Annotated in this window: 5 protein-coding genes; all 5 read right to left on the bottom strand. The window is 29.6% G+C overall.

Going from position 1 to position 24,890, the window contains the following annotated elements; translation table 11 throughout:
• Positions 1 to 545: 545 nt before the first annotated feature.
• Positions 546 to 989, bottom strand: coding sequence for an N-acetyltransferase family protein (locus ACX6CF_RS01190; RefSeq protein ID WP_458783461.1), 444 nt, complete (start codon positions 987 to 989; stop codon positions 546 to 548).
• Between the two features lie 493 nt (positions 990 to 1,482).
• The gene (locus tag ACX6CF_RS01185) at positions 1,483 to 1,959 is read right to left on the bottom strand and encodes an ASCH domain-containing protein (protein ID WP_458783460.1); all 477 of its coding nucleotides are present in this window, start codon (positions 1,957 to 1,959) and stop codon (positions 1,483 to 1,485) included.
• A gap of 208 nt (positions 1,960 to 2,167) precedes the next feature.
• Positions 2,168 to 8,740, bottom strand: coding sequence for a non-ribosomal peptide synthetase (locus ACX6CF_RS01180; RefSeq protein ID WP_458783459.1), 6,573 nt, complete (start codon positions 8,738 to 8,740; stop codon positions 2,168 to 2,170).
• Between the two features lie 109 nt (positions 8,741 to 8,849).
• Positions 8,850 to 17,471, bottom strand: coding sequence for an amino acid adenylation domain-containing protein (locus tag ACX6CF_RS01175; RefSeq protein ID WP_458783458.1), 8,622 nt, complete (start codon positions 17,469 to 17,471; stop codon positions 8,850 to 8,852).
• A gap of 55 nt (positions 17,472 to 17,526) precedes the next feature.
• Complete coding sequence (locus tag ACX6CF_RS01170; RefSeq protein ID WP_458783457.1) at positions 17,527 to 24,807, bottom strand: amino acid adenylation domain-containing protein; 7,281 nt, start codon at positions 24,805 to 24,807, stop codon at positions 17,527 to 17,529.
• Positions 24,808 to 24,890 lie beyond the last annotated feature (83 nt).

Below are 24,890 nucleotides of genomic sequence, written 5' to 3'. Positions count from 1 at the left end.
AATTATTTAGTGTATTAAAATCCATATTGTTCCTCTAACCTCATTACTTCATTCCAATGTTATCCATGCTAAATCACTCCTAAATTGATTATTATTAAATTAATGCTTATACTAAATAAACAAATCCTGCTTAATAAATTTCTATTAGCTGATTCAGTTGTAATTGGATTTATTTTAATAAGTATCTTACATATGGTAGATGGTTATTTTTCTTTTACCAAGAATAAAAAAGTTGATGGAGTTGTATTCTTTAATCAAAACTAAGGCTACAGTTCATCACCGTAGCCTTAATAAATGAGTCTATTCAACATTTTATTGTTATTCTTGTGTATCATTTATCTACTTCCATTAAACTCCTTATATAACTTACTAAGTGCCTTCTTTTCAATCCTCGAAACATACCCTACTGTCAAGGAAGGGCTAAAAAGCTTATATGAGTTGTTAAATAAATATCTATGATTGGATAACAGCAAAGTAGAATAATAGTTTATCAGCTGTTTTTAAAATTATAGTTCTCGTTTACCGTGAACTTACTTATTAACTTATTACTTTCCAAGTACTATTAAATCACCTAACGCTCTAAATCCATTTTTCACATAGAATCTATATGACGGATAATCTTTTTCTGTGTTTAATATCATTCCATTCATTCCTTGTTCTTTAATATCTTTTTCTATTGCCTCCACAAACCAGCTTCCAATACCTTTTCCTTGCATTTTATGACTAACACAAAATTCATCAATGTAATACTCTAAACCTTCTATCCACGGCTTTTTCATACCAACACTTAACGCTACTACTTTATCATCTAGCATAACTACATATCCTACAAAATAATTATTAGCATAAAGGTTCTCAAAAAATGTCATTACTTGTTGCCTCGATTCATAAACATCGTTCCATGGCTCTTTAGTAAATGTATCAATAAATAAATCCACACAAGCAGCTATCATTTGCTTATCTATTTTAGCTAAAACTAATCCCTTCATATTTACCTACCTTTCATATTTACCTACATTACGGCGTAAAGCCGTCACAAATAATTTATTAAAAAGTTGTCAACACTACTTGCTTTTAGTAAAATTAAGTTTATTTCCGAGTTACCTGGTATAACAAAGCTATCCGCAAGAATTAGTTAATCCAAAACCTAATGAGCCAAAGGTTGTATTAACTATGGAAACGGCATTATCTTTTATTGCTTCACAAGGTATAGATGTTTCTGTATTGAATATATATGATAATCGTTAATAAAAAATTTAGTTAACCTCTTTATTAAGGTCGGCCTTTTTTTAAGTGTTCTTTTTCAGACTTCATCCTCTTTACACCGTATAATCCAAACCAATGTTCTAACACTTTTATAATTTATATACTGTAAAGGGAATTTCAACTTATATTACCTATATCATTACTAATATCAATATTTTACTAGCCATACTTCTATGTATTTTATCCATGCTAGTCCTATTATGGCCAGTAGTTTTATTACACTTTATAAACAACTTCAAACTCTTCAAATACTACCGGCATATCCTCACTAAACTCATACCCTAATTGTTCACCTTCTTCTTTAAAGAAACGAGTATGTCCATTAACCCAAGATATCAATGTATCATCTTCACCTTCAAGTTTACAAATATCATAGGTGATTTCGCAAAAGGGAATAACTCTTATATTAGTAGTTTTAATAACACATCTAGGTACACCATCCCAGTCAGTGACAATACTAAAAGCTCCAACTTGTGGAACTGGTTCACCTTCTATTTCATATGATAATAAACTGCTTACTGTAGCTTTTTTTTGACCTATTAGTACCAATCTCAATAACTCATTTGCCCATTTTTCAGTTAATTCAAAGTGAAATACTTCTAAGTACTTTGTTTCCTTATCCATACTACGTTTCTTCAAAAACTTTGTCCAAAATATATCTATATCTTCTTGAGAATATTTATGATTTTCCATATGATTACCACCTAGGTACTATCTTTCCTTTATTTTACTAATTTTTGCAAACTAAAAATAACTATAATAATATTTTGTATACTACTATTTAAAGCTATTAATTATATCTTATTATATATCTTTTCAGTTTTCAATCTTTATTCCAAGAAAAAAGCACCTAATGCCTCAAGTAAATAATATGACACTCCTAGTTTATAGATAAACTTTTCTAAAGTCCTTGTAGCAACACTTGATTTATCTTATTTATCATATGTTTAATATCCTCATCAAAAATTGTATGCTCGTCTCCGTCTACATTTAAAACCTGTATATTATTTTCAAAGTATTTTTGCCATATATTAATATTGTTCTCTTTATTGTCTATAGTTATATCTCTGGTAGGGTTAAAATAATAAACTTTAACCTTTACCTTTTCTCTTGGCACATAATATAACCTAGCTCTATGAAGTACTCGCATACAAACCAAATAGTAAATTATATCTTGGACTGTTAGCGTTTTATAATTCGGGATTGAGTGTAATATTTCTTCAGGTACTTTATTTAATATATCAGTATTTTCTATTACATATGGCAATATATTCTGCCACACTTCTTCAACATCCCTAGCTTCACCAGACACCTTGTTCAATAAATCTGCATCAACTATTCCTTTTAAATACTCTATTTCACTTTCCATATTAAAACTAATCTTATCTTCCCATTTTCTTGGTGCTATGGCGTTAAATATTAGGAGTTTCTGTACACTAATTTTCCTTTTCTCAAGGATTTTAGCAATTTCTGTTGCTATTAAACTTCCAATACACCATCCTCCCAAGACTATAGATTCATCTTTGAAATACTTTTCAACTATATCTGCATAGTCATCGGCTAAGTCATTTATGGAAATTTCCATTGGCGCGCAGCTTTTTAACTTACTAAATTTTATGGCGTACACATCATAATCTTTATCTATGCTAAATTTCTCTTCTCTAAATAAGTTTGCATATCCTCCAATAGAGCCGCTTCCTCCATGAATAAGAATAAGCTTTTTACTCCTTTTTTTACTTCCTTTACGTAATAATATTATTCCTTCCTTTACTTTTTCTGATGTTAGCTTCTTTTTATCAATAATCTCTGATAACTCTTGTAGAACTGGATATTTGTACAAATCTCCTATTTCAAGTGAAACCTTTATTTCATTCTGTAATTTATCCAGCATGTTTATTATTAGTAGTGAATTCCCCCCTACTTCAAAAAAGCTATCATTTAAGCTCACACTATCTAAGTTTAAAAGCTTTCCCCAAATCTTTGCTAATACCTTTTCTGTTTCTGTTCTAGGTTCAACATATCCTTCACACTTAATGTAATATTCTTCAAGTTGTTGCAGTGCCTTCCTATCTACCTTTCCACTAGATGTCATAGGCATCTCTTCAATTTCTACTATGAAATCTGGAACCCTATAATTAGGTAATGTATCCTTCAAGCTTTTACGTATATTTGTAATATTGGTTCCCTCACATTTTACAAAAGCAACTAAATATTTTTCTCCAACTTTTCTTTCTTTAACAATAACTACTGTTTCTTTAATACCACACTTTAATATTGCATTTTCTATCTCACCAAGCTCAATTCTAAATCCTCTTACTTTTACTTGGTTATCTATTCTTCCTAAGAACTCTATGTTGCCGTCTGGCAACCATCTTGCTAAGTCCCCTGTCTTGTACATCTTAGTACCTAATTCAAATGGATTGTCTACAAATTTTTCTGAAGTTAGTTTAGGGTTATTTAAATACCCTCTTCCTACCCCATCACCTGATACACAAAGTTCACCTGGTACTCCTATTGGTTGTAATTTATTATTATTTACTATATATATTTTTGTATTTCCTAGCGGTTTTCCTATCGGAACTGATTTATCTTCAATCTCACCTTGATTTACATTATAGAATGTTGAACATATGGTTGTTTCTGTTGGTCCATACCCGTTTATTATTTCCATGCTTTTGTTTAATTCGTAAAAGTTATTTAGTGTTTTTCCTCTTATGGCTTCTACTCCAACTAATAGCTTGTTTAGCTTTATTTCCGATTTTGCACTAGATATCTTTAGTTTTTCATACACGCTTGTTAATAATAGAGGTGGAATGTAAGTAAACGTAATCTTATTCTTCATTATTAACCTGCTTATCTCATTAGGGTCAAATGTTTTGTGTTTATCATTTATAACTAATGTTGCTCCATTTGTTAGTGCTGAAAATATTTCGCATACACTTACATCAAATATATAGTTTGTTAGTGACAGTACTTTGTCTTTATATCCAATTAGGTCTTTAAAGCTTTTGTTTAAGCTCATTATAAAGTTGTTTAGGTTTGAGTGCTTAAGCATGGTACCTTTAGGATTACCCGTTGTTCCTGAAGTGTATATGACATATGCTAGATTGTGTGAACTATTTATTTGAGGTAAATTTTTTAAGCTGTCACTAAATGATTCTTTGTATAAATCTATAATTTCACCACCGAATCCTATTTCCTTAACTTGTGATTCTGTCGTTAATAATATTTGACTTTGGCTATCCTTTAGCATATATTCTATTCTTTGCTTAGGATGGTCAGGTTCTATTGGTAAGTAAGCTCCCCCTGCTTTTAAAATTCCTATAATTCCTATTATCATTTCTAATGATCTATCTATCATTATTCCTACTATGAAATCTGCTTTAACCCCTTTATTTCTTAGTAGTTTTGCTAAACTATTTGCTTTTTCATTTAATTCTTTGTACGTTAATTTGTTATCTTCAAATACTACTGCTATATTGTCAGGCGTCTTTTCTGCCTGTATTTCAAATAGCTCTTGTATTGTTTTGTTTCTTGGATACTCTATCTTGGTGTTGTTAAAATTGTGTAGTATTAGGTTTTTTTCTTCATCACTTAATAAATCAATTTGTCCAAGTTTCATTTCTGTGTTTGTTGCTATATTTTTTAATATGGATAAATAGTGCTTACCTAGCCTTTCTACGCTACTTTTGTTAAATAGTTTTGTATAGTAGTCTATGCTAATGATTATTTTGTTTTCTTGTTCTAATGCATTTAATGTTAGATCAAATTTGGCTACTGTATTTTCACTCATATACGGTGTTAGTTCCATATTGTTAAGTTTAATGTTTACATCTGTTACTGTGTCTAACATGTTAAACATAACATCAAATAGTGGATTTCTACTTGTGTCTCTTACAATATTTAATCTTTCTATTAATATGTCTAGTTGATAGCTTTGATTATGATATGCTTTTAATGAGTTTTCTTTTACTTCGTTTAAAAAATCTAAATATTTTTTATCTTCTTCTGGTCTATTTCTTAGTGCTAGTGTGTTTACAAACATACCCATTATGTTTTGTAAGTCTACATAGGGTCTTCCTGCTATTGGCGTTCCTATTACTATGTCTTCTTGTCCACTGTATTTGGATAATAGTATGTTGAAAGCTGATAATAGTACCATATGCATTGTTGTTCCTGTTTTATTTGTTAGCTCTTTTAGTTTATTTAATGTACTGCTTTCTATTTCAAAACTTACATTATCACCTTCAAAGCTTTTTATGGCAGGTCTTTCATAATCAGTTGGCATATTTAACACTGGTATTTCATTATTAAATTTGTTTATCCAATATTGTTCTTGATCTTTTATTTCTTCTGATTGTAAGTATTTATTTTGCCATGTTGAAAAGTCTCTATACTGTAATTTTAGCGGTTCTAACTTTCCGCCATTATGTAGTGTGGTAAATTCATTAATTAAAATGCTCATAGATACTCCATCAGATACTATGTGATGCATATCTATTAATAGGTAACTCCTCCCTTGTATTTCAACTAGTTCAGCTCTAAATAATGGTGCTTTTCCTAAATCAAATGGTTGAACAAAGTCCTTGGCTATTTGCTCAATATGGTTTTTTGAGTTTGTTAAAGCACTAAAAGTTTGCCCTTTTAATATGTCTAACTTAAACTCATATTTATTATCTATCTTTTGTACTATTTTATCATCAACTGCTTCAAAGTAAGTTCTTAATGCTTCATGTCTTTTTACTAATTCTTTTAACACACTTTCTATTTTTTCTTGATCTATTATACCTTGTAGTTTAAAGATTTGTGGCATGTTATAGGCTACACTTTTTTTATCAAAGCCTTGTATTACGTACATTCTCTTTTGTGCTGATGATGCTTCATAATATTCTCTGTCTTGTATCTTTTCTATTTGAAAGTATATATTTTCCTCAGCATCTTGTATAACCTTGCTTATGCCTTTTATTGTTGGTGAATTGAATAGTTCTTTTAATGACACTTCTTTATTTGTCTTTTTATGAATCTTAGAGATAAGTGTCATCGCCTTTAATGAGTGACCTCCCAGTTCGAAGAAATTATCATCTATTCCTATTTTATTTATTCCTAAAACTTCACTCCAAATTTGTGCTAGATTTTTTTCTAGTTCGTTTCTTGGTGCTTCATAATTAGTTAGGCTCTCATCTAGTTTAGGCTTAGGAAGTGCTTTTCTATCTCGTTTTCCATTAGATGTTATTGGCATCTTATCTAGTTTTACAAAGTATGATGGAACCATATATTCTGGTAAACTTTCTTTCAAGTATTCTCTTAAGTTTAAATTACTTATGGATTTTTCGCTTACTATATATAAGCAAATATGCTTATCTCCATTTTTATCATCTATTACTATAGCCGTTGCTTCTTTAACGTCCTTATTCTCCAGTACTTTGTTTTCTATCTCACCAAGCTCTATTCTAAATCCCCTTATTTTTACTTGGTTATCTATTCTTCCTAAGAACTCTATGTTGCCATCTGGTAACCATCTTGCTAAGTCCCCTGTTTTGTACATCTTAGTACCTAATTCAAATGGATTGTCTACAAATTTTTCTGAAGTTAGTTTAGGGTTATTTAAGTATCCTCTTCCTACCCCATCACCTGATATGCAAAGTTCTCCTTGTACTCCTATTGGCATTACTTCATTGTATTCACTAAGTATATATAGATTATAATTAGTCATTGGTTTGCCTATTGGTATAAACTCTAAATCATTTATTTTATCTGAGTTTATTTTATAAATACTAGAATCAACACAACATTCTGCTGGTCCATATACATTATTTATATAAGGCTTTATTTTTTGTCCAAAAGCTTGATATAAATCTTTTACACTATTTAGATTTAGCTCTTCTCCACCAATTATATATTCTTTAATTTTAGTACTTTGAACCTTATTTTCCTCGCAATTTAAAAGTATTTTTATATGCATTGGGGTCCCATCTGAAATATGAATGTTATTATGTTTATAATACTTTATAAGCTTTTCTGCATCTCTTCTCGTATAATCATCTGTTATGTATAAGCTATGACCGTTTAATATAGCCGCAAATATTTGTTGAACTGATGCATCAAAGTAATAAGGTGCCACTAAGCATACATTAAGGTATTCGTTATACTTTTTATAGATGTTTTCATCTAACGCTAACATTAAGTTATTTATACTTCTGTGCTCTATCATTACACCTTTAGGATTACCTGTGGTTCCAGATGTGTACATAACATACGCTAAATCATTACAATTGTTTATTATGCTCAAATTAGTTGAGTTATCTTCAGATAAACTACTACTGTCTTTGAACAAATCTATTGCTATTCCTTCAAAAGTTATTGAATCTACTAGATTTGATTTGCTTAATAAAATATTAGTGCCACTATCTTTTAACATATACTCTATTCTATCTTTGGGACATGAGGTATCTATCGGTAAGTAGGCTCCACCTGCTTTTAATATAGCCATTATTCCTACTATCATCTCTATGGATCTATCCACCATTAATCCTACTATAGAATCTGTGCGAACACCTTTACTTCTTAAAATCACTGCTAGGTTATTAGATTTTCTATTTAACTCTTCATATGTTATTTTTTCTACATCAAATACTACTGCAATATTATCTGGTGTTTTTTCTACCTGCTCTTGAAAGATCTCTTGTATAGTTTTATTTTGTTCATAGTTTTTACTAGTCTTGTTAAATCCATATAGTATTTTATTTCTATCATCTTCATCTAAAATTACTATGTCTTTTATTTTCTTATTATAATCACTTAAAACCGTATTAATAACCTTTGTAAAAGTTTTACACATGTTATTAATAGTGCTTTCAGCAAATTTATTTGCATTATATATAGCATCTAGTTTCAAACAATTCTCCTTTGATGATTCAAATATAAAACTTATATTATTTTTATCTGAATCAACAATATAATTAATATGTTTCTCATCATGAATATTGGTCATTCCTATGCTTACAGGAGTTAATTCTCTAACATCTGAGCACTGCGCTATTTCTAACAAAATATTTTTCTTTAAATAGTCCTGATTCACATATATTTCTAGTATCTTATCTTTTGTTGTAACCATGTATTCTTTATACGTTTTATCATGATTTATTTGTGACGTTAACGGCAGTATTTTATTGTATACAACTTTCTTTGATTTTTTGAGGTTATAATGTGGTATACCTAGTGTAACTGATTTTTTGCCTGTATATTTTGCCAGATTAATTTTCATTGCTGAAACTATAAAAGAGTACATCAAAAACATATTGCCTTTACAAATAACATTTAATTTTCTTGCCATTTCTCCATCTATATCTATTGAATACTTTGCCTTTTTATATCCGTCTTTATGATAATCCCATTGTACAGTTTCTTCTTCTAGATCACTTAGTTCATTAATCCAGTAATTAGAATTATCCTTCTCCGTTAAATCCTTCTCCATAATATCTCCCTCCTATAAGCCTTATCTAACTAGCTATTAGTAGTTATCTGATTGTATCACGCAAATTTATTTAAAGCAACACATTATCTCAACATGCTGCTTTAAAATTTTACTCAAAATCAAATTCAAACTCTTCTATATCAATTACCTTATCGCTAGTCTCTTCTATTTCTATTTCCCCTATGTTCACATTTTTATCAAGTACAATTGAATTTAATATTTTAATATAATAATCTTTTAATCTTTCTATTGTTTCTTCATCAAATAGCTTAGTGCAATACTTTAAATCCAGTTTTATACTACCACTATCCGTTTCTTGAGCACTCATCTCAAGCTCAAATTGTAAGGTTATTTCTTCATACTCATATGGAGTAAATTTTAGACCTTCAAACTCATTAATATTTGAATTAATATTTTGGAAGGAGAACATTGTATCAAAAATAGGATTTCTTCCTGAATCTCTATTAATATTTAAATCTTCTACTAGCATTTCAAATTGATAATCTTGATTTTCATATGCCTTTAATAGCTCTAAATGTACCTCTTTTAAATAATGTTCAAATTCCTTCACATCTGACAGTTTAGTTCTAATTGCCAATGTGTTTACAAACATACCTACTGTACTATCTATATCTGCATGAACTCTTCCAGCTGAAGGTATTCCTACTATAATATCTTCATCCGATGTGCATTTTGATAATAATACGTTATACGCTGCAAATAAAACTGTATGCATAGTAGTTCCACATTCCAAGGCGACCTTATTTAACCCTTGTATTAAATCTTCTTCAATATAAAATTCTAACTTTCCGCCCTTAAATGATTGAATTTCAGGTCTTTCATAATCCAATGGTAGATTCAATGTTGGAATCTCACCTGAAAATACATCTAACCAATACGCTCTCTGCTTTTTAAATACTTCAGATTTAAACATATTATTTTGCCAAATTGTAAAATCTTTAAACTGAATTTTCACTTGTGGAAGCTCATTGCCAAGATAACAATTCACAAATTCTCTTATTAATATCTCAACTGATACCCCATCAACTACAATATGATGCATATCAATTAATAATATATGTCTATTTTCCTCAAGCTTTATAACGGATGCTCTAAATAGTAGCTCTCCACTTAAGTTAAAGGGTTTTATGAAATTTAAGATAACTTTTTTAACAATTGACTCATCTACTTCCATATATTCAACATTGATTTTCATGTTTTTCTCAACTTTTTGTACAATTTCATTGCCTTTCATATGGAATGAAGTTCTTAATGCTTCATGTCTATTTATTAATGTATTGATTGCTTTCTCCATTTTAGTTTTATTCAGGCTACCTTCTATTAAAATAGCCTTAGTTATATTGTAATTTATATTATTATCAAGTTCATTTATTATATAAAGTCTTTTTTGAGCAGATGATGTTGGGTAATACTCTCGCTCCTCTATTGGAATTATAGGCATATGAGTAACCTTCATCTCTTGTTTAATGTATTTGGACATCTCCTTTATAGTAGTAGCTTCAAATAATTTTCTTAATGACACCCTAACATTAAACTCTTTTTCTATTTTAGAAGTAAGTAATGTTGCCTTTAACGACTGCCCTCCTATTTCAAAGAAATTATCATTTATACTCACATTTTCTAAATCCAATATTTCACTCCACATTTTAACAAGAGCTTTTTCGATATCATCTTTTGCTTGCTCAAACTCTGTTTTTATTCTTCCCACCAAATCTACCTTAGGTAAATTCTTTTTATCTATTTTGCCCACTGGTGTTAATGGAATTTGAGTCATAAATATGAATTTATAAGGCACCATATATTCAGGTAAGTATTTTCTTAAAAACCCTTTAATACCATTTGCATCAATGTACTTCCAGTTGTATTCTTCATGGGAATAATACGGATGTTCCATCCATACACAGGGGTCATAATATTCACCAGTCCCTTTATCCATATCAATTTTTACTGGTTGTAACGTGTCTTTAAAATTGTACTCTCCAGACTCATTAATATCTTGTCCAGACCATTTTCCCCACTCTTCTATAGTTCCAACAACATATTGGGACTGAGTTTCAATTCTTAGATTTTTTCCGCCTATTCGTTCATGAATTCTTAACCAATTATCCTCTGGCATTCCGTCTGGCCTTTTTCTTTCGCACCATTGTTCAAATACTACCTCTGGATGATTTGCTTTTCCTGTAGGTCTAACTGGCACAATAATTCTTGATAAGTTATATCTATGTCCTAATGATTTAAACGCCTTTAGAATTAAAGTACTTAGGCCTTTATTTTGATGCTTTTTGTCCACAACTGCTGCCAACACTAATAGGCAATTAGGTTCTTTGTTATTCTCTCCATCAATAAATCCTTTTTCTAAACCTTCATCCCATCCTTTAGGTAAAGTTTCAGTAGTTCCTTCCCAGCAAATTGGTATAGAATTTCCGACTGCTACTATATCCCCATCTTTATTTCTTAATGCCATTTGATACTTTGGAAACTTATCAAATAATTTGCCCCAATATTTTTTATTAGTTTCATCTCCTATGAAATACTCAGGCCACGCATCTACATGCATATTTTTTATTTCATCTTTAAACTCAGATAGCTGAGAAACTGTGAACATTTTATATACGTCATTGTCTCTAGATATAAAACTATTTAACTCTTGCTCAAGTTCAACATATACAACTATCCTGTCTTCATTCTTTTCATCTTTATTTGTTACTACTGCGCACTTATTAATTAGCTCATGGGAAACTAGTTTATTTTCAATTTCATCTAACTCTATACGATTACCAAGTATTTTAACTTGATTATCTAAGCGTGAAATAAATAAAATATTGCCATCTTCTAAATATTTGCCTACATCACCAGTCTTATATAACCTTGTATCTGATGAAAACGGACTTTGAATAAAACTATTCTGTGTTTTCTCAATATCATTTAAATATGATCTTGTACTACCTATGGATTCAATATAAATTTCTCCTGCAACACCTATAGGTGCTAGTTTTAAGTTTGAATCAAGAATATACACTTTGGTGTTAGCGATAGGTTTTCCAATAGGTACAACTTCCCCTTCAAAGTCATTTGAACAATCAAAACTTATTGCATCAACGGTTATTTCCGTTGGCCCATAGTGATTATATATTTTACAATCAAATTGATTTACAAGTTTATCTCTCAAGTTCCTAGTAAGGATAGCTCCCCCACAGATAATAAATCTTAAAGATTCAAGATTTGGGAATTCATTATTTTGTGCCACATCAATAAATGAATCTAACATGCTTGGAACAAATTGCAACCCTGTTACATTATGTTCATATACAAGTTTTCCAATCTCAATTGGGTTTCTTCGTTGTTCTTCATCTGCAATTACAATTTTTGAACCTACTGCCAATGGCCAGTATATATCTAAAATAGACGCATCAAATGTAAACATTGTAATAAACAACATTGATTCATCATCTTTTAAACAATACTTATTTTGTATCCATTCTATTAGGTTAACTACACCTTTATGCTCAATCTCAATCCCTTTGGGCGTTCCTGTTGTGCCAGAAGTAAATATAATGTATGCTAGATTATTTGACTTTACCTGAACATTAGGATTTAAACCTGAGCATTTGCCAATTTCATCCCAATAAGAATCCACTAATACTACTTGTCCATCAAAGTCTATATTTTCAAGGTCAATGGTAGTACAAGTTAATAAAATCTTCATTTCACTTTCATCTATAATAGCTTTTTTTCTTGCATTTGGATAATCATATGCCATTGGAACGTATGCTGCCCCTGCTTTTAAAATTCCAAGTAAACCTACTATCATTTCTATTGACGGTTCCATAACTATTCCAACTTTATCTTCTACTTTAACACCTAGGTTAATTAAGTGATTAGCTAACTTATTTGCTTTTTCATTTAAGCTTTTATAAGATAAAGATTTATCTTTAAATGTTACTGCAATTTTCTCTGAATTTAATATTGCCTGTTGTTCAAATTTATGGTGAATACAAAAATCTTCGTTAAATACAGTCTGGGTATTATTAAATTGCTCCAACATCATGTTACGTTGTTCTATGGACATCATTTCGTAGTTATTTAATAACTCATTTGGTTTTTCAACAATCTGTTCTAACAATGTAATATATTGATCAACCATTCTCTTAGCAGTAGACTTTTTAAAAATATCTGAATTATAATTTAGATTTAATTCTATATTTCCCTCTATCTCATCAACTGCAAGAGTAATATCAAATCTTGAGCTATTTTCAATGAATTCAATAGTTTTGTAGTCCACTTCCATGCCATTAAATTTCGTGTCTACGATTAAATTATTTTTATCATTTTGTACTCCAAAAAATACATTAAATAATTTAGCACGTGATAAATCTACCTTTATATTCATCTCTTCTATGGCTAAATTACTTGGATACAAATGATTTTCATATGCTTTAAGTGCAGTTTGCTTTGTTTTATTTAATAAATCATTAAAAGAATCTTTATTATCTATAGTACATTTTAAAGGAATTGCACTGGCAAAAAGTCCAATTATTTTTTCAAGATGCACATTATCACGGTTTACTATTGGCGAACCAATAACAAAATTATTTTGTTGGCTCAAACGATACATTTGTAAATTTAACACTGCTAAACACAGCATATATAAGGTTACATCTTCGTCTTTGCAAAATTCATCAACCTTTACTTTCAATTCTGGGCTAATACTTTTTAATATAGTTCCTCCATTAAAGGTTTGAACAGCAGGCCTTAAATAATCTGTTGGCAAATTTAAACCATCTGGCACAGTAGAAAATTTGTCCAGCCAATATTGCTTTTGCTTTTCAAATAAGCCGTTGTTTATTGAATTATTCATCCACCTTGCGTAGTCAAGATAATCTACTTGTAATGATGGTAATTTAGGCTCACGATTTTCTGTAAAAGCATTATACAATTCGTTAAATTCATTCATTAAATTCATTGATGATGTTTCATCCCAAATAATATGATGAGCTGTAAAAAGAAATAAAAATCTTTTTGAACTTAATCCTATTAATTTTATGCTGAATAATGGTCCATTTCTAAAATCAAAAATTTGGTTTGCATGGCAATAAATAAGCTTTTTAATTTCTTCTTTCTCATTAGCTTTATCTATATTTTTACCATCTAAAAATATATCACTAACCTTAAAATCTAATTTTGGATATACCTTTTGAATAGGTTTTCCATCAATATCAGAAAAATATATTCTTAAAACTGGATGACGTTTTATTATGGTCTGCCAAGATTTTTCAAAAGCTTGTATATTCAATTCTCCATTAAACATTAAATCAAATGTTACATTATAAAATGGATTGTCTGGTTCAAGTTCATGGAGAAACCATTCTGGAATCTGTACTGGAGCAAGTTCGTAATATTCCTCTTCTGGCAATTTAATTATTGGGTTTTCATCTACTTCTACTTTTGTGTTTTCTAGTACTACTTCATCAATATATTGTCCCAGTTCTTTGACTGTCTTATTGGCAAATATATATCTTATCAAAATATCTATTTTAAAAGTTTCTTTAATCCTACTTGCTACCTGTAGTGCACTTACAGAGTGTCCACCTACTTCAAAGAAATTACTTTGACTGTTAATATTACTTATGCTTAATACGTCTTTCCAAATTTCAATAACTTTATTTTCTGTCTCTGTAAGTGATTCAGTACATTGAATTTCCTCTTCAATTTTATACTCTTCTCCACCAGAATATTTTTTTAACGTTTTTCTATTGACTTTTCCATTGGGCGTTAATGGTATTTTTTCTATTTTTATAAATTTTGATGGTATCATATAATAAGGAATTTTAGTCTCTAAGTACTTTTTAAACTCATCAATGTGTAAGCTTTCACTATCACTAGTAAAATACCCTATTATTTTATTATCATTGTTTTCCTTTTTAATAACCGCAACTAATTGGTCTATATCTTTGTAGCTATGAGCTACATTTTCTATTTCCTCCAGCTCTATTCTAAATCCTCTTACTTTAACTTGATTATCTATCCTTCCAAAGAATTCAATATTTCCATCATCTAGCCATCTCCCCAAATCTCCTGTTTTATACATCAAGTAATCTGACTCAGTATAAAGTGGCACTTTTATAAATCTTTCATTGGTCTTTTCAGTGTTTTTTAAATATCCAGCTCCTACACCTATTCCAATAACACATATTTCACCTTTAACGCCTATTGGTACTAATTTATTATTTTTATCTACAATGTAAATTTTCATGTTTGTTACAGGTTTTCCTATGGGAACTCGTTCAACACTTTGTCCCAAAGATTTATCAATGATATAATGTGTTATATCATCTGATGCTTCCGTTGGTCCATAAGCATTTACCATCTTAATATCTTTATAAAACTCAAACCACCTGTTGACTATTTTTACGGAGACTTCTTCCCCTGTTGGAACACACCATCTTAGATGTTTTAGATTTCTATCTTCTTCATCTTTTTGGCTTACCATATCTAAAAATGCAGATAATAAACTAGGTACTATCTCCAATATAGTTATTTTTTCTGATTTCAAATGATCAAAAAGTAATATGGGTTCCCTTGATACATCAAAAGAAACAATTGATGTTTTTCCCCCAACTAATACGGCTGTTAGGAATTGCCACACAGATATATCAAAACTAATAGATGCATTTTGAACTATTATATCTTCTTCAGTAATTTTAAGTTCTTCTATTTTTCCATATATGTGATTTACCATTCCGTTATGTCTAACCAATGCACCTTTAGGCATACCTGTTGAACCAGATGTATAAATCATATATGCTAAATCCGTTGGGTCATTTATATTATTAATTCCATCCTCACATTGCTCATCAATATAGTTTTTATCAAAGATTCTATACTCAATATCATGGTTATCATAAGTATATTCATCAACACATACATAACCTTTAAAACTATCATGATTGTTAATACCCTTTAATTTTTCTATATATTTTGATTGGGTTATTACAAGTGATGCTTCACTATTGCTAAGTATATAATTAATTCTTTCATTTGGTAGACTGGTATCTACAGGTACATATGCTCCTCCAGCTTTAAATACTCCCAAAATCCCACTTAATACTTCTATGCTTCTGTCACATACTATTGCAACAAATTTATTGTTTTCTATCCCTTGAGAACGAAGCAATCTAGCTATTTGATTAGCCCTTTTGTTTAACCCCTCATAGGTTAGCTCTTTTCCTTCATATGACACCGCAATTCTATCTTGAGTTTTTTGTACTTGGGACTCAAACAGTTGATGTAAACATTTATCTACCGAAAACTCCATTTGGTTACTATTAAAAACGTATAATAATTTTTGTTTTTCATCTTTATTTATAATATCAATGTCTGAAATTTTTATATCTATATTTTTTATAATAACCTTTAATAGCTTCATATAGTTTTTAGCTATTCTTTCAATGGTATTTTGATTATATAATTCCTCGCTGTACTGAATAAATCCACCCATACCATTTCTATCTTGGTATAACTCAAATTGAATGTCAAAGAGTGAGCTTTCTGTTTCATAATCACATTTTTCAAATACAAGACCTTTAGTATTGGTTTTATTGTCCAAATATTTGTTTTCTACTTCCCAATTATGCAGTTCAAATATTATATTGAAAATTGGATTTTTTTCTTCTCTTGGTATATTTAATTTCTCAACAATAACATTGAATGGAATTTCCTGATTATCATATAAGTTTAATACTTTCTTTTTACACTTGAGTAATACTTCCTTAAAGCTATCTTCTGAAGAAATATTGTTTTTTATTGGCAAGGTGTTGACAAAACATCCTATTATGCTATTTAATTCAGGATGCACTCTCCCAGAGGTAGATGTTCCCACAATTATATCATCACAGCTTGTATATTTATTTATTAGCACATTAAATACAGAGAGTAAAAACATGTAGTTACTCACGTTTAATTTTTTGCTTAATTCTTTTATTTGGTCAAATGCTGTATTATCTATGGATAGTGGAACCATTTTGCTTTTATAGTTGCTTTTTATAGGTCTGCTATAATCAAAAGGAAACTCTACTTCTTGAATATCATCTGATAATTCCTTGATCCAATAATTTAATTGGTCATCTAGTTCTCCATCTTTTATTAAACTATTTTGCCAATGGGAATAATCACTATATTGAATACTAAGTTCCTCAGGTTCATATTGCGTAGAACCTACAAAGCTGTGGTAAAAGCCTATAAGTTCATTAGCCAGTATATCCATAGACCAAGCATCTGTAATAATATGATGTGCCTTAAGTACACACAAATGCTCTTTATCTCTTAGCTTATAAAGTTTTACATTAAACAATGGTGCTTTGCTTAAATCAAATAAAATACTCATATCCTTTTTGAGCAAATTATAGATATCCCTTTTATCAAATGATAAATGTGTTAAATCTTCGTAATTCACTTTTAAATCTATTTTTTCAACTACACATTGAACTGGTTTATAATCTACCAATTTAAAAAAAGTACGTAAAGATTCATGCCTATCCATTATCCTTTGTAATGCTTTTTCGTAGGACTGTACGTCTAAATTTCCCTTTATAATAAAGGGAAGTAGCTGATTATTTGGCTTTTCAGAAACAACATCATCTAATAATTGTTCATTTATCCAAAATCTAAATTGTGCCTGAGACATTTCATATGTTCTATATACACTATTCATTTTTTCATCCTCTTTCGTCCAAATTTCATTACTTTGGTGTTAAATAATTCTGTTCTTAGTTTATAGGCTTAGCTTTTGGAATACTTCTAAGTTTTTCTTTCTTTTCGCCCTTTGTTAAAGTATCTAAAATGTAGTTACTCAATTCAATAACCGTACTGTATTCAAACAATATGGAGACATCTACTTTAATTCCATATATGCTACTCAGCTCAAGAACAATTTCTATCCCCGCAATGGAATCTCCACCATAATCATAAAAACTTTCTGTTTCATCAATTTCATCTAGATCAAGTTCACTTTTCCAGATTTCTATTACTTCATTTTTAATATCATCTAGACTGATATTTTTAACATCTGATTTAAGTTCCTTTTCCATCTCATTAGGTTTTATAGATTCATCAATTTTATAAAAACAAGTATCTTTTATGTTTTTAATATCATTATCATCAAACTCTGTAACAATAACGTTGTTTGAATTAGATGATAATATAACATCAAATGAACTTAATCCTTCTTCAACACTAAATCCAATTTCTGATTTTGTTATATTTTTTAATACATCTATATTTTCAAGCATATCTGATTGATCTTGTATGCTTGTACTCCTATTCATACCTGTATTTCTCCATCCACCCCAATTTATAGATATAAATTTCTTTCCATATTGTCTATTCATTATTGAGAATGAATCAACAAATGCATTTGCACATGAGTATGATGTTATATCCTTTGATAAATAAGCATCAGTTGATGAAAATGAAACAAAGAAATCCAAAAATTTATTTCTAAATAATCTTTCTAGCACAATTAATCCATAAACTTTTGATTTAAACACCATATCAAAGTCATTCCATGTTGAATTTATAAATGTTTTTCTATCTCCTAATACTCCTGCTCCATGAATTACTCCATGTATTTGTCCAAACTTCTCTTCAATATGCGAAATAGCGCTTTTCATTTCTTCATAGTTGCATACATCCGCTCTAAATATTTCAACATGATTTCCTCTATCTCTTATCTCCTTAACACTTTCAATAATATTTTTCTTTTTGAAGTCCATATTATCTTTTTGGTTTTCATGTTTAATATCCAAATCTATTTGTGACCTGGATATTAAAAATAGCTTTACATTTTTTCTTTTTGATATATGCTTTGATATTTCTAATCCTACTCCACCTGTACCCCCTGTAACTATATACACACCATTATCTTTTATTTGATCTGCTAGCTTTATATTGGTGAAATCCTTTTTACACAAATATGGCAAAAACCTTTCTCCATCTCTATAACATACTTGGAGTTCTTCATTGTCATTGCATATTTCTTTTAACAAAATACTTTGTGAATCATTTGTATTGCTCACCATATATTCATCCATGTCAATTACATGTGATTTAATGCTACTAAGTTCTTGATTTATAGTTCTACTTATTGAAAATGCCATATTTAAATAAGGTGAGATTATAGCATCATCATCAAATACCTTACAAGCTTTCTGGGTTATGAGATAGTTCTTAATGCTACTTGAATTATAAAATTCATTTAAATATTTAAAACTATATATAGATGATAAAATTAATTGTTTTATCCTCACTTCTATTTCATTATGTGGTGATAAGTACCTCTCGTTAAATATGTTGTAATCATCACTTAATAAAACAAACATATAATCCACTACTTTGAAGTCTTGAGATATGCTTTCATATACCGTCTTGTAATTTTGTTCTTCCATACAGTTTATCCTATAGCGATTAATAGCTTCTTTTATGAATTGGCTACTTAAGGTTATTGTAATTAGATCTTTACAATTATTTTTCAAGGTATCAATTAGCTCATTATAAACCGTTTCTTTGCCTTTAATAACTAATACTGTTTTATCTTTTAGCCCTTCAATACTTGAATTAATTAAAGTATTTTCAGCCTTTTTCCATTCTATTTCATGGAGGATATTTTTGTTATTTAATAATTCAATACTTTTCCCAAAATGAATGCTTGAGTTTTTCAAGCTGAGCTCTTTATCTTTTTTAACCCAATATGATTCTTTTTTAAATGGTTCGCTAGGCACTGGTACGACTCTACCGGCTAATATTTTATCTAAATTCAAATCTATTCCACACTCATAAAGCTGTGCAACTAATTTAATAATATCTCTTTTAAAGTTATGTTGATTAACATTAATTAGCTGTTCTCCACTCGTATCACTGATTCCAGAGCTGTCTTCTTGCTCCCCTATAACAACCTTTATCTTATAGGTATTTTTATTGTTGTTATTTAATTTATTAACTGCGTCATACTCACTTAAGCATTGCTTTAACTCTTCTACTGAAATATCATACTGGTTAATAATTCTAAATGATGCTTGTGCTAATCTATCATTGGAATAATTATTTTCTTTAAATCCTAGATTTGAAAATAACTTTATAACATATAAGTAGCTTTTTAGAACAGCATAATCATGATCATTATCTATGGATTCTAAGTAATTTTTATATTTACTATCTAATTGAGTTTCACCATATATTAACTGTTTTAAATTATCTATCTGTTCATTATCAAATATACAGTTAACAATAATTTCTATACTATCAATACTTATTTGCTCATTGTTCTTTGTTGTTTTATTTTGTAAATATGAGTTTATATCCTCTAAAAGTTTAGCTTTACTTGAGGCAATAAATGCTTTTCGTGTGCTATAAGATTTACGGGTAATCCCTAGTGTATAGCTTAGATCTTTTAAAGATATACCTTCGTCTTTTTGCAAATAATCATAAACCGTTCTTAATTGATTTGATAACACTTCTTCATTGTTACCTGAAACAACTATTAATTCATTACTTTCACCGTTGTTACGGTTTTTACCCATGTTGTTGTTATATTCTTCTAATACTACATGACAGTTTGTACCACTAAGCCCAAATGAGCTAACACCTGCTCTACGTGCTACATCTTTTGATTCTTTCCAATCAATTAATTTATTCTCTACATATACTGGAGAGCTTTCAAAGTTTATATATGGATTAGGGTTTGCATAGTTTAATAATGGTACTATTGTTTTTTTGTCCAAACACATTGCTGTTTTAACTACCCCTGCTAGTCCTGCTGCACTATCTAAATGCCCAATATTAGTTTTTAAACTTCCTATTGGTATTGATTGGTTCTCCACATTACTTCCCTTAAAAGCTTTTTCAATACCACTTACTTCAATAGGGTCTCCTAGCTTTGTACCTGTTCCATGTGCCTCTATATAGGATATGGTTTCCGGATTAATTTTACCGTCATTCCACGCCTTTCTTATGCATTCTGCTTGAGCATCAGAGTTTGGCGCCGTTATTCCATTTGACCTATCACCATCATGATTAATTGCACTCCCTTTAATAACAGAGTAGATATAATCATTATTTTTAATTGCCTCATTTAAAGGTTTTAAAATTACTGCAACACAGCCTTCTCCTCCAATTGTCCCATCTGTTTTATCAGAAAAAGTGTTACAATGTTGTGAAGGAGAAACTATCCCTGAGCTTAACGCATACTCTCGTTCAATAGGGTCTATTTGTATATATACTCCACCTACTATAGCCGTACTACATTCTTTGTTTCTTAAAGATGTAATTGCATAATGAAGAGCTACCAATGATGATGAACATGCTGTATCTATCGTAATTGTAGGACCTTGGAATCCCATATGATAAGCCACTCTACCTGCTATGTTAGCTGGTAAATTTGTTGACAAAAGCTCATCTACAGATGTGTTTTTAACATAATGCATATATGTAGGCATTACAGCACCCATAAATACCCCAACATTTTTAGATGGGTTTTTATCCCCAAAGTAGCCACTGTTTTCAAAAGCCAAATGAGATACTTCTAACATCTGCCTATGATGTGGATCCATACTAACTGCTGTCTTAGGAGATATTTTGAAGAACAACGGGTCAAACTTATCAACATTGTCCATGTATCCCCATTTTAAATATTTCTTATCTGTATATCCCTTTAAATCAAATGCTTTTCTTTCTTCAGATATATCAGATATGCCATCTACCCCTTTAGATAATAATTCCCAGAATTCAAATATATTTTTTGATTTAGGAAATCTACCAGCCATACCTACAATGGCTATATCACTGTCACTGTCCACATCATCACTAGCTTCCTCAAATTTCACATGAGTCTCTGGTTCCACTTCCCCTTTTTTTCCTCTATAATATTTTGCTAGTTCCCCTACCGTAGTATATGAAAATAAATCGCTAATATCTATTTCTATATCTTTAAACTCTTTTTTTAACCTCATGTACATATTGACAAGGGTAATTGAGTCTCCACCAATATCATAAAAATTATCATCTTGAGTAAAGTTTTCGTGCCCTAAAATTTCTACCCATATATTTTTTATGGTTGATACTATTTCATTATTGTCAGTGACCACATTTGGGCTTACTGTATTATTTGTAGGATTTGAATCTTTCATTTTTCTCAGCTTATTTCTATCTATTTTGCCATTAGGATTTTTAGGTAAGCTTTCAATTGAAACAAACCTACTAGGTATCATATAATAAGGTAGTTTTTCTTTTAACTCTTTCCTTATTTTATTTACATCAAGACTTTCAGTTGTCTCAACATATAAAATTATCTGTTGAAAATTATTAACTTTCTTGTCTATAACAACTATATTTTTATTTTTGAAAATACCTTGTAAACGCTTTTCAATTTCTTCTAGTTCTATTCTATATCCGTGGTATTTTATTTGATTATCTATTCTTCCTAAGAAATCAATATTGCCATCATCCATCCAATATGCCTTGTCTCCAGTTTTATATATTACACCGTAATCTTCTTCACTAGAAAAATGATTTTCAATAAATTTTTCCTTTGTTTTCTCATCATCATTAAAGTAGCCTTTAGCTATACATACACCACTTATACATAATTCTCCTGGAACACCTATTGGACATATTTCTCCATGCTTATTTGTTATATATACCTTAGTATTTACCCTTGGTTTCCCTATTAAGAATTTATCAATTTTTTCATTTTCGCTAAAGAAGTAAGTTGTAGCAACCACAGATGCCTCAGCCGGTCCATATGCATTTACTATTTCCCCATCAGTATTAAGGTATTTTTTACATTTCTGTGCTACTTCAATAGGCACATATTCACTACCAAGTGATATGCATCTTAACTCTGGCAATAATTTCTGTCCTGTATATATTTTTTCCTGCTCAATATAATCAAATAGTACATTCATTATGGTAGGAATTTCATCTATTACATTAATCTTTTTTTCTTCTAAGTATTTTAAGTACAGTTTAGGATTTTTCCTCTCATCAGGATCTATCAGATTTAAAGTTCCACCTGATATTAACGGAGGGAATATTTGCAATAACGCACTATCAAATGCAAATGGCAGTGATAATGAGCCTTGTGTTCCTTCAGTATATTTATAGGCCTCTTTAACCCAGGACACAAAATCAGTAAATGATTCATTTTTTACCATTATGCTTTTTGGCTTACCCGTTGTTCCAGAAGTCACGATTAAGTACGCTAAATCTTTTTCTTTTGAGTAATTGGTTTGTTTCATCCCATCATTAACTTCTTCAATAAATACACATTCATCTATGCTTAAATCTAAATCTTCACAATACTTTTTTGTAGTTACTATAAAATTTAATTTAGTTTGCTTTTTAATTTCACTAATTCTTTCTTTAGGATACTTTATATCAATTGGTAGGAAAGCTGCTCCTGATTTCATTACCCCTATCATAGATAAAACTGCTTCTATTGATGTATCCATTATGATTGAAACTATGTCATTATGTTTTACACCCTTTTCAATCAATCTGTTTGCTAATACTGACGAACGTTTATCTAAATCTTCATACGTAATCTCTTTTTCTTCAAATGTTATGGCAATTGACTCTGGAGTTTTTTTAGCTTGCTTAGAAAACATCATGCCAACAGTAACTTCTCTTTGGAATTCTGTTTCAGTATCATTAAAATCATTAAGTAGTTTTACTTGTTCATTCTTAGATAGAATATTAATATCCTTAATTAATATATTTTCATTATTTACAGCAGCATGAATAATATTTTTCATATGATTTGCTAATCTTTCAATTACTTTATTACTATACTTAGTAGCATCATATTCCAGTTCAAATTCAATTTTTTCATTATTAAACACTCCTAAAATAATAGAAAAATTATTTTGCTCCACTACTTCAACAGATTTAATATCCATTGACCCTTTTAAACTAGGTATAGGGTAATTTTCAATAACAACTAGCGTGGAAAACAATTCATCCATATTACTTAAATTTGAGTGTTTTTTTATAAGATGTAGTGGTGTAAGGTTATGCTGGGTTACATCAACTTGATCTTTATTTACACTTGTTAAAAGATCAATAAATTTATTGTCTCTATTAATTTTATTTCTACATGGAATAGTATTTGAAAAGAATCCTATGGCCTCTAGAATCCCAGGTACATCAATATTTCTCCCTGATACTACAGTCCCAAATAATACATCATCCTGTGATGTATACTTATGTATCAATATGGACCACATGGAATATATAAATGATGAAAATAGTATTCCTTTCTCTGTTAATAACTTACTTAAACATTCATTATCTCCTTGAGACAAATTAAATGAAAATTTATGTTTTCCTTCTTTTACTCTACCATAAATTTTATCTGATTTTATTTCTAAACCAGTATTACCTTCAAAGCCTTCTAAATAATTTGCCCAATATTTATAACTGTCACCAGATTTTTTATCATTGATTTTTTTCACATATTTCGAATATTTAAACTTTACAGCTTGGTTTCCATTATCGTAATAACCAAATAAACTCTTAACAAGATTCCCTAAACTCCATCCGTCCATTATTATGTGATGGTATTGTACAACTAAGGTATATTGTTCTTGTGTTTTTTGTATCAATAGAAATTTAATTAAAGAATCTTCATCTAGTTTAATTCCTTTATTAAACAAATCAGTACAAATTGAATCTACATATTGAGAGTAACTATGGTTATTTACCCATGAGTAATTGTACATAGTAAATGGTAGCTTTTCTTGATTCAAAATCATACACAATGGATTCTTTAGGTTTTCCCATCTAAAAGTACTCCTTAATATTTCATTATTATTAACAAGCGTTTTAAGGGCATCACAAAATTTTTCTATATTTAAATTGCCTTCAAACTCAATCTTAGTTTGGATTGTATACATATCATTCTGGTTACTTCTTAAACAGTGATATAAAATTCCCAACTGAGAACTTGTCATAGATATAATGTTATTTATTTTATCTCGGTCTATTTTTCTATGCATAATATCTCCTTTCCCTCTATACCTTAGCTATTTCTAATTTAGCGCATATCCTTATCCTTTAATTTTTTTGTATATTCACCAAG

This window comes from Vallitalea sediminicola (assembly GCF_054408565.1).
Note: the sequence above shows the minus strand (reverse complement) of the source record. Positions and strands in the feature narration are given on the sequence as shown.

What these genes read in the sequence shown, in the direction of transcription:
- ACX6CF_RS01190 (WP_458783461.1), bottom strand. Translation starts at nt 989, where the DNA reads ATGAAGGGATTAGTTTTAGCTAAAATAGATAAGCAAATGATAGCTGCT.
- ACX6CF_RS01185 (WP_458783460.1), bottom strand. Translation starts at nt 1,959, where the DNA reads ATGGAAAATCATAAATATTCTCAAGAAGATATAGATATATTTTGGACA.
- ACX6CF_RS01180 (WP_458783459.1), bottom strand. Translation starts at nt 8,740, where the DNA reads ATGGAGAAGGATTTAACGGAGAAGGATAATTCTAATTACTGGATTAAT.
- ACX6CF_RS01175 (WP_458783458.1), bottom strand. Translation starts at nt 17,471, where the DNA reads ATGAATAGTGTATATAGAACATATGAAATGTCTCAGGCACAATTTAGA.
- ACX6CF_RS01170 (WP_458783457.1), bottom strand. Translation starts at nt 24,807, where the DNA reads ATGCATAGAAAAATAGACCGAGATAAAATAAATAACATTATATCTATG.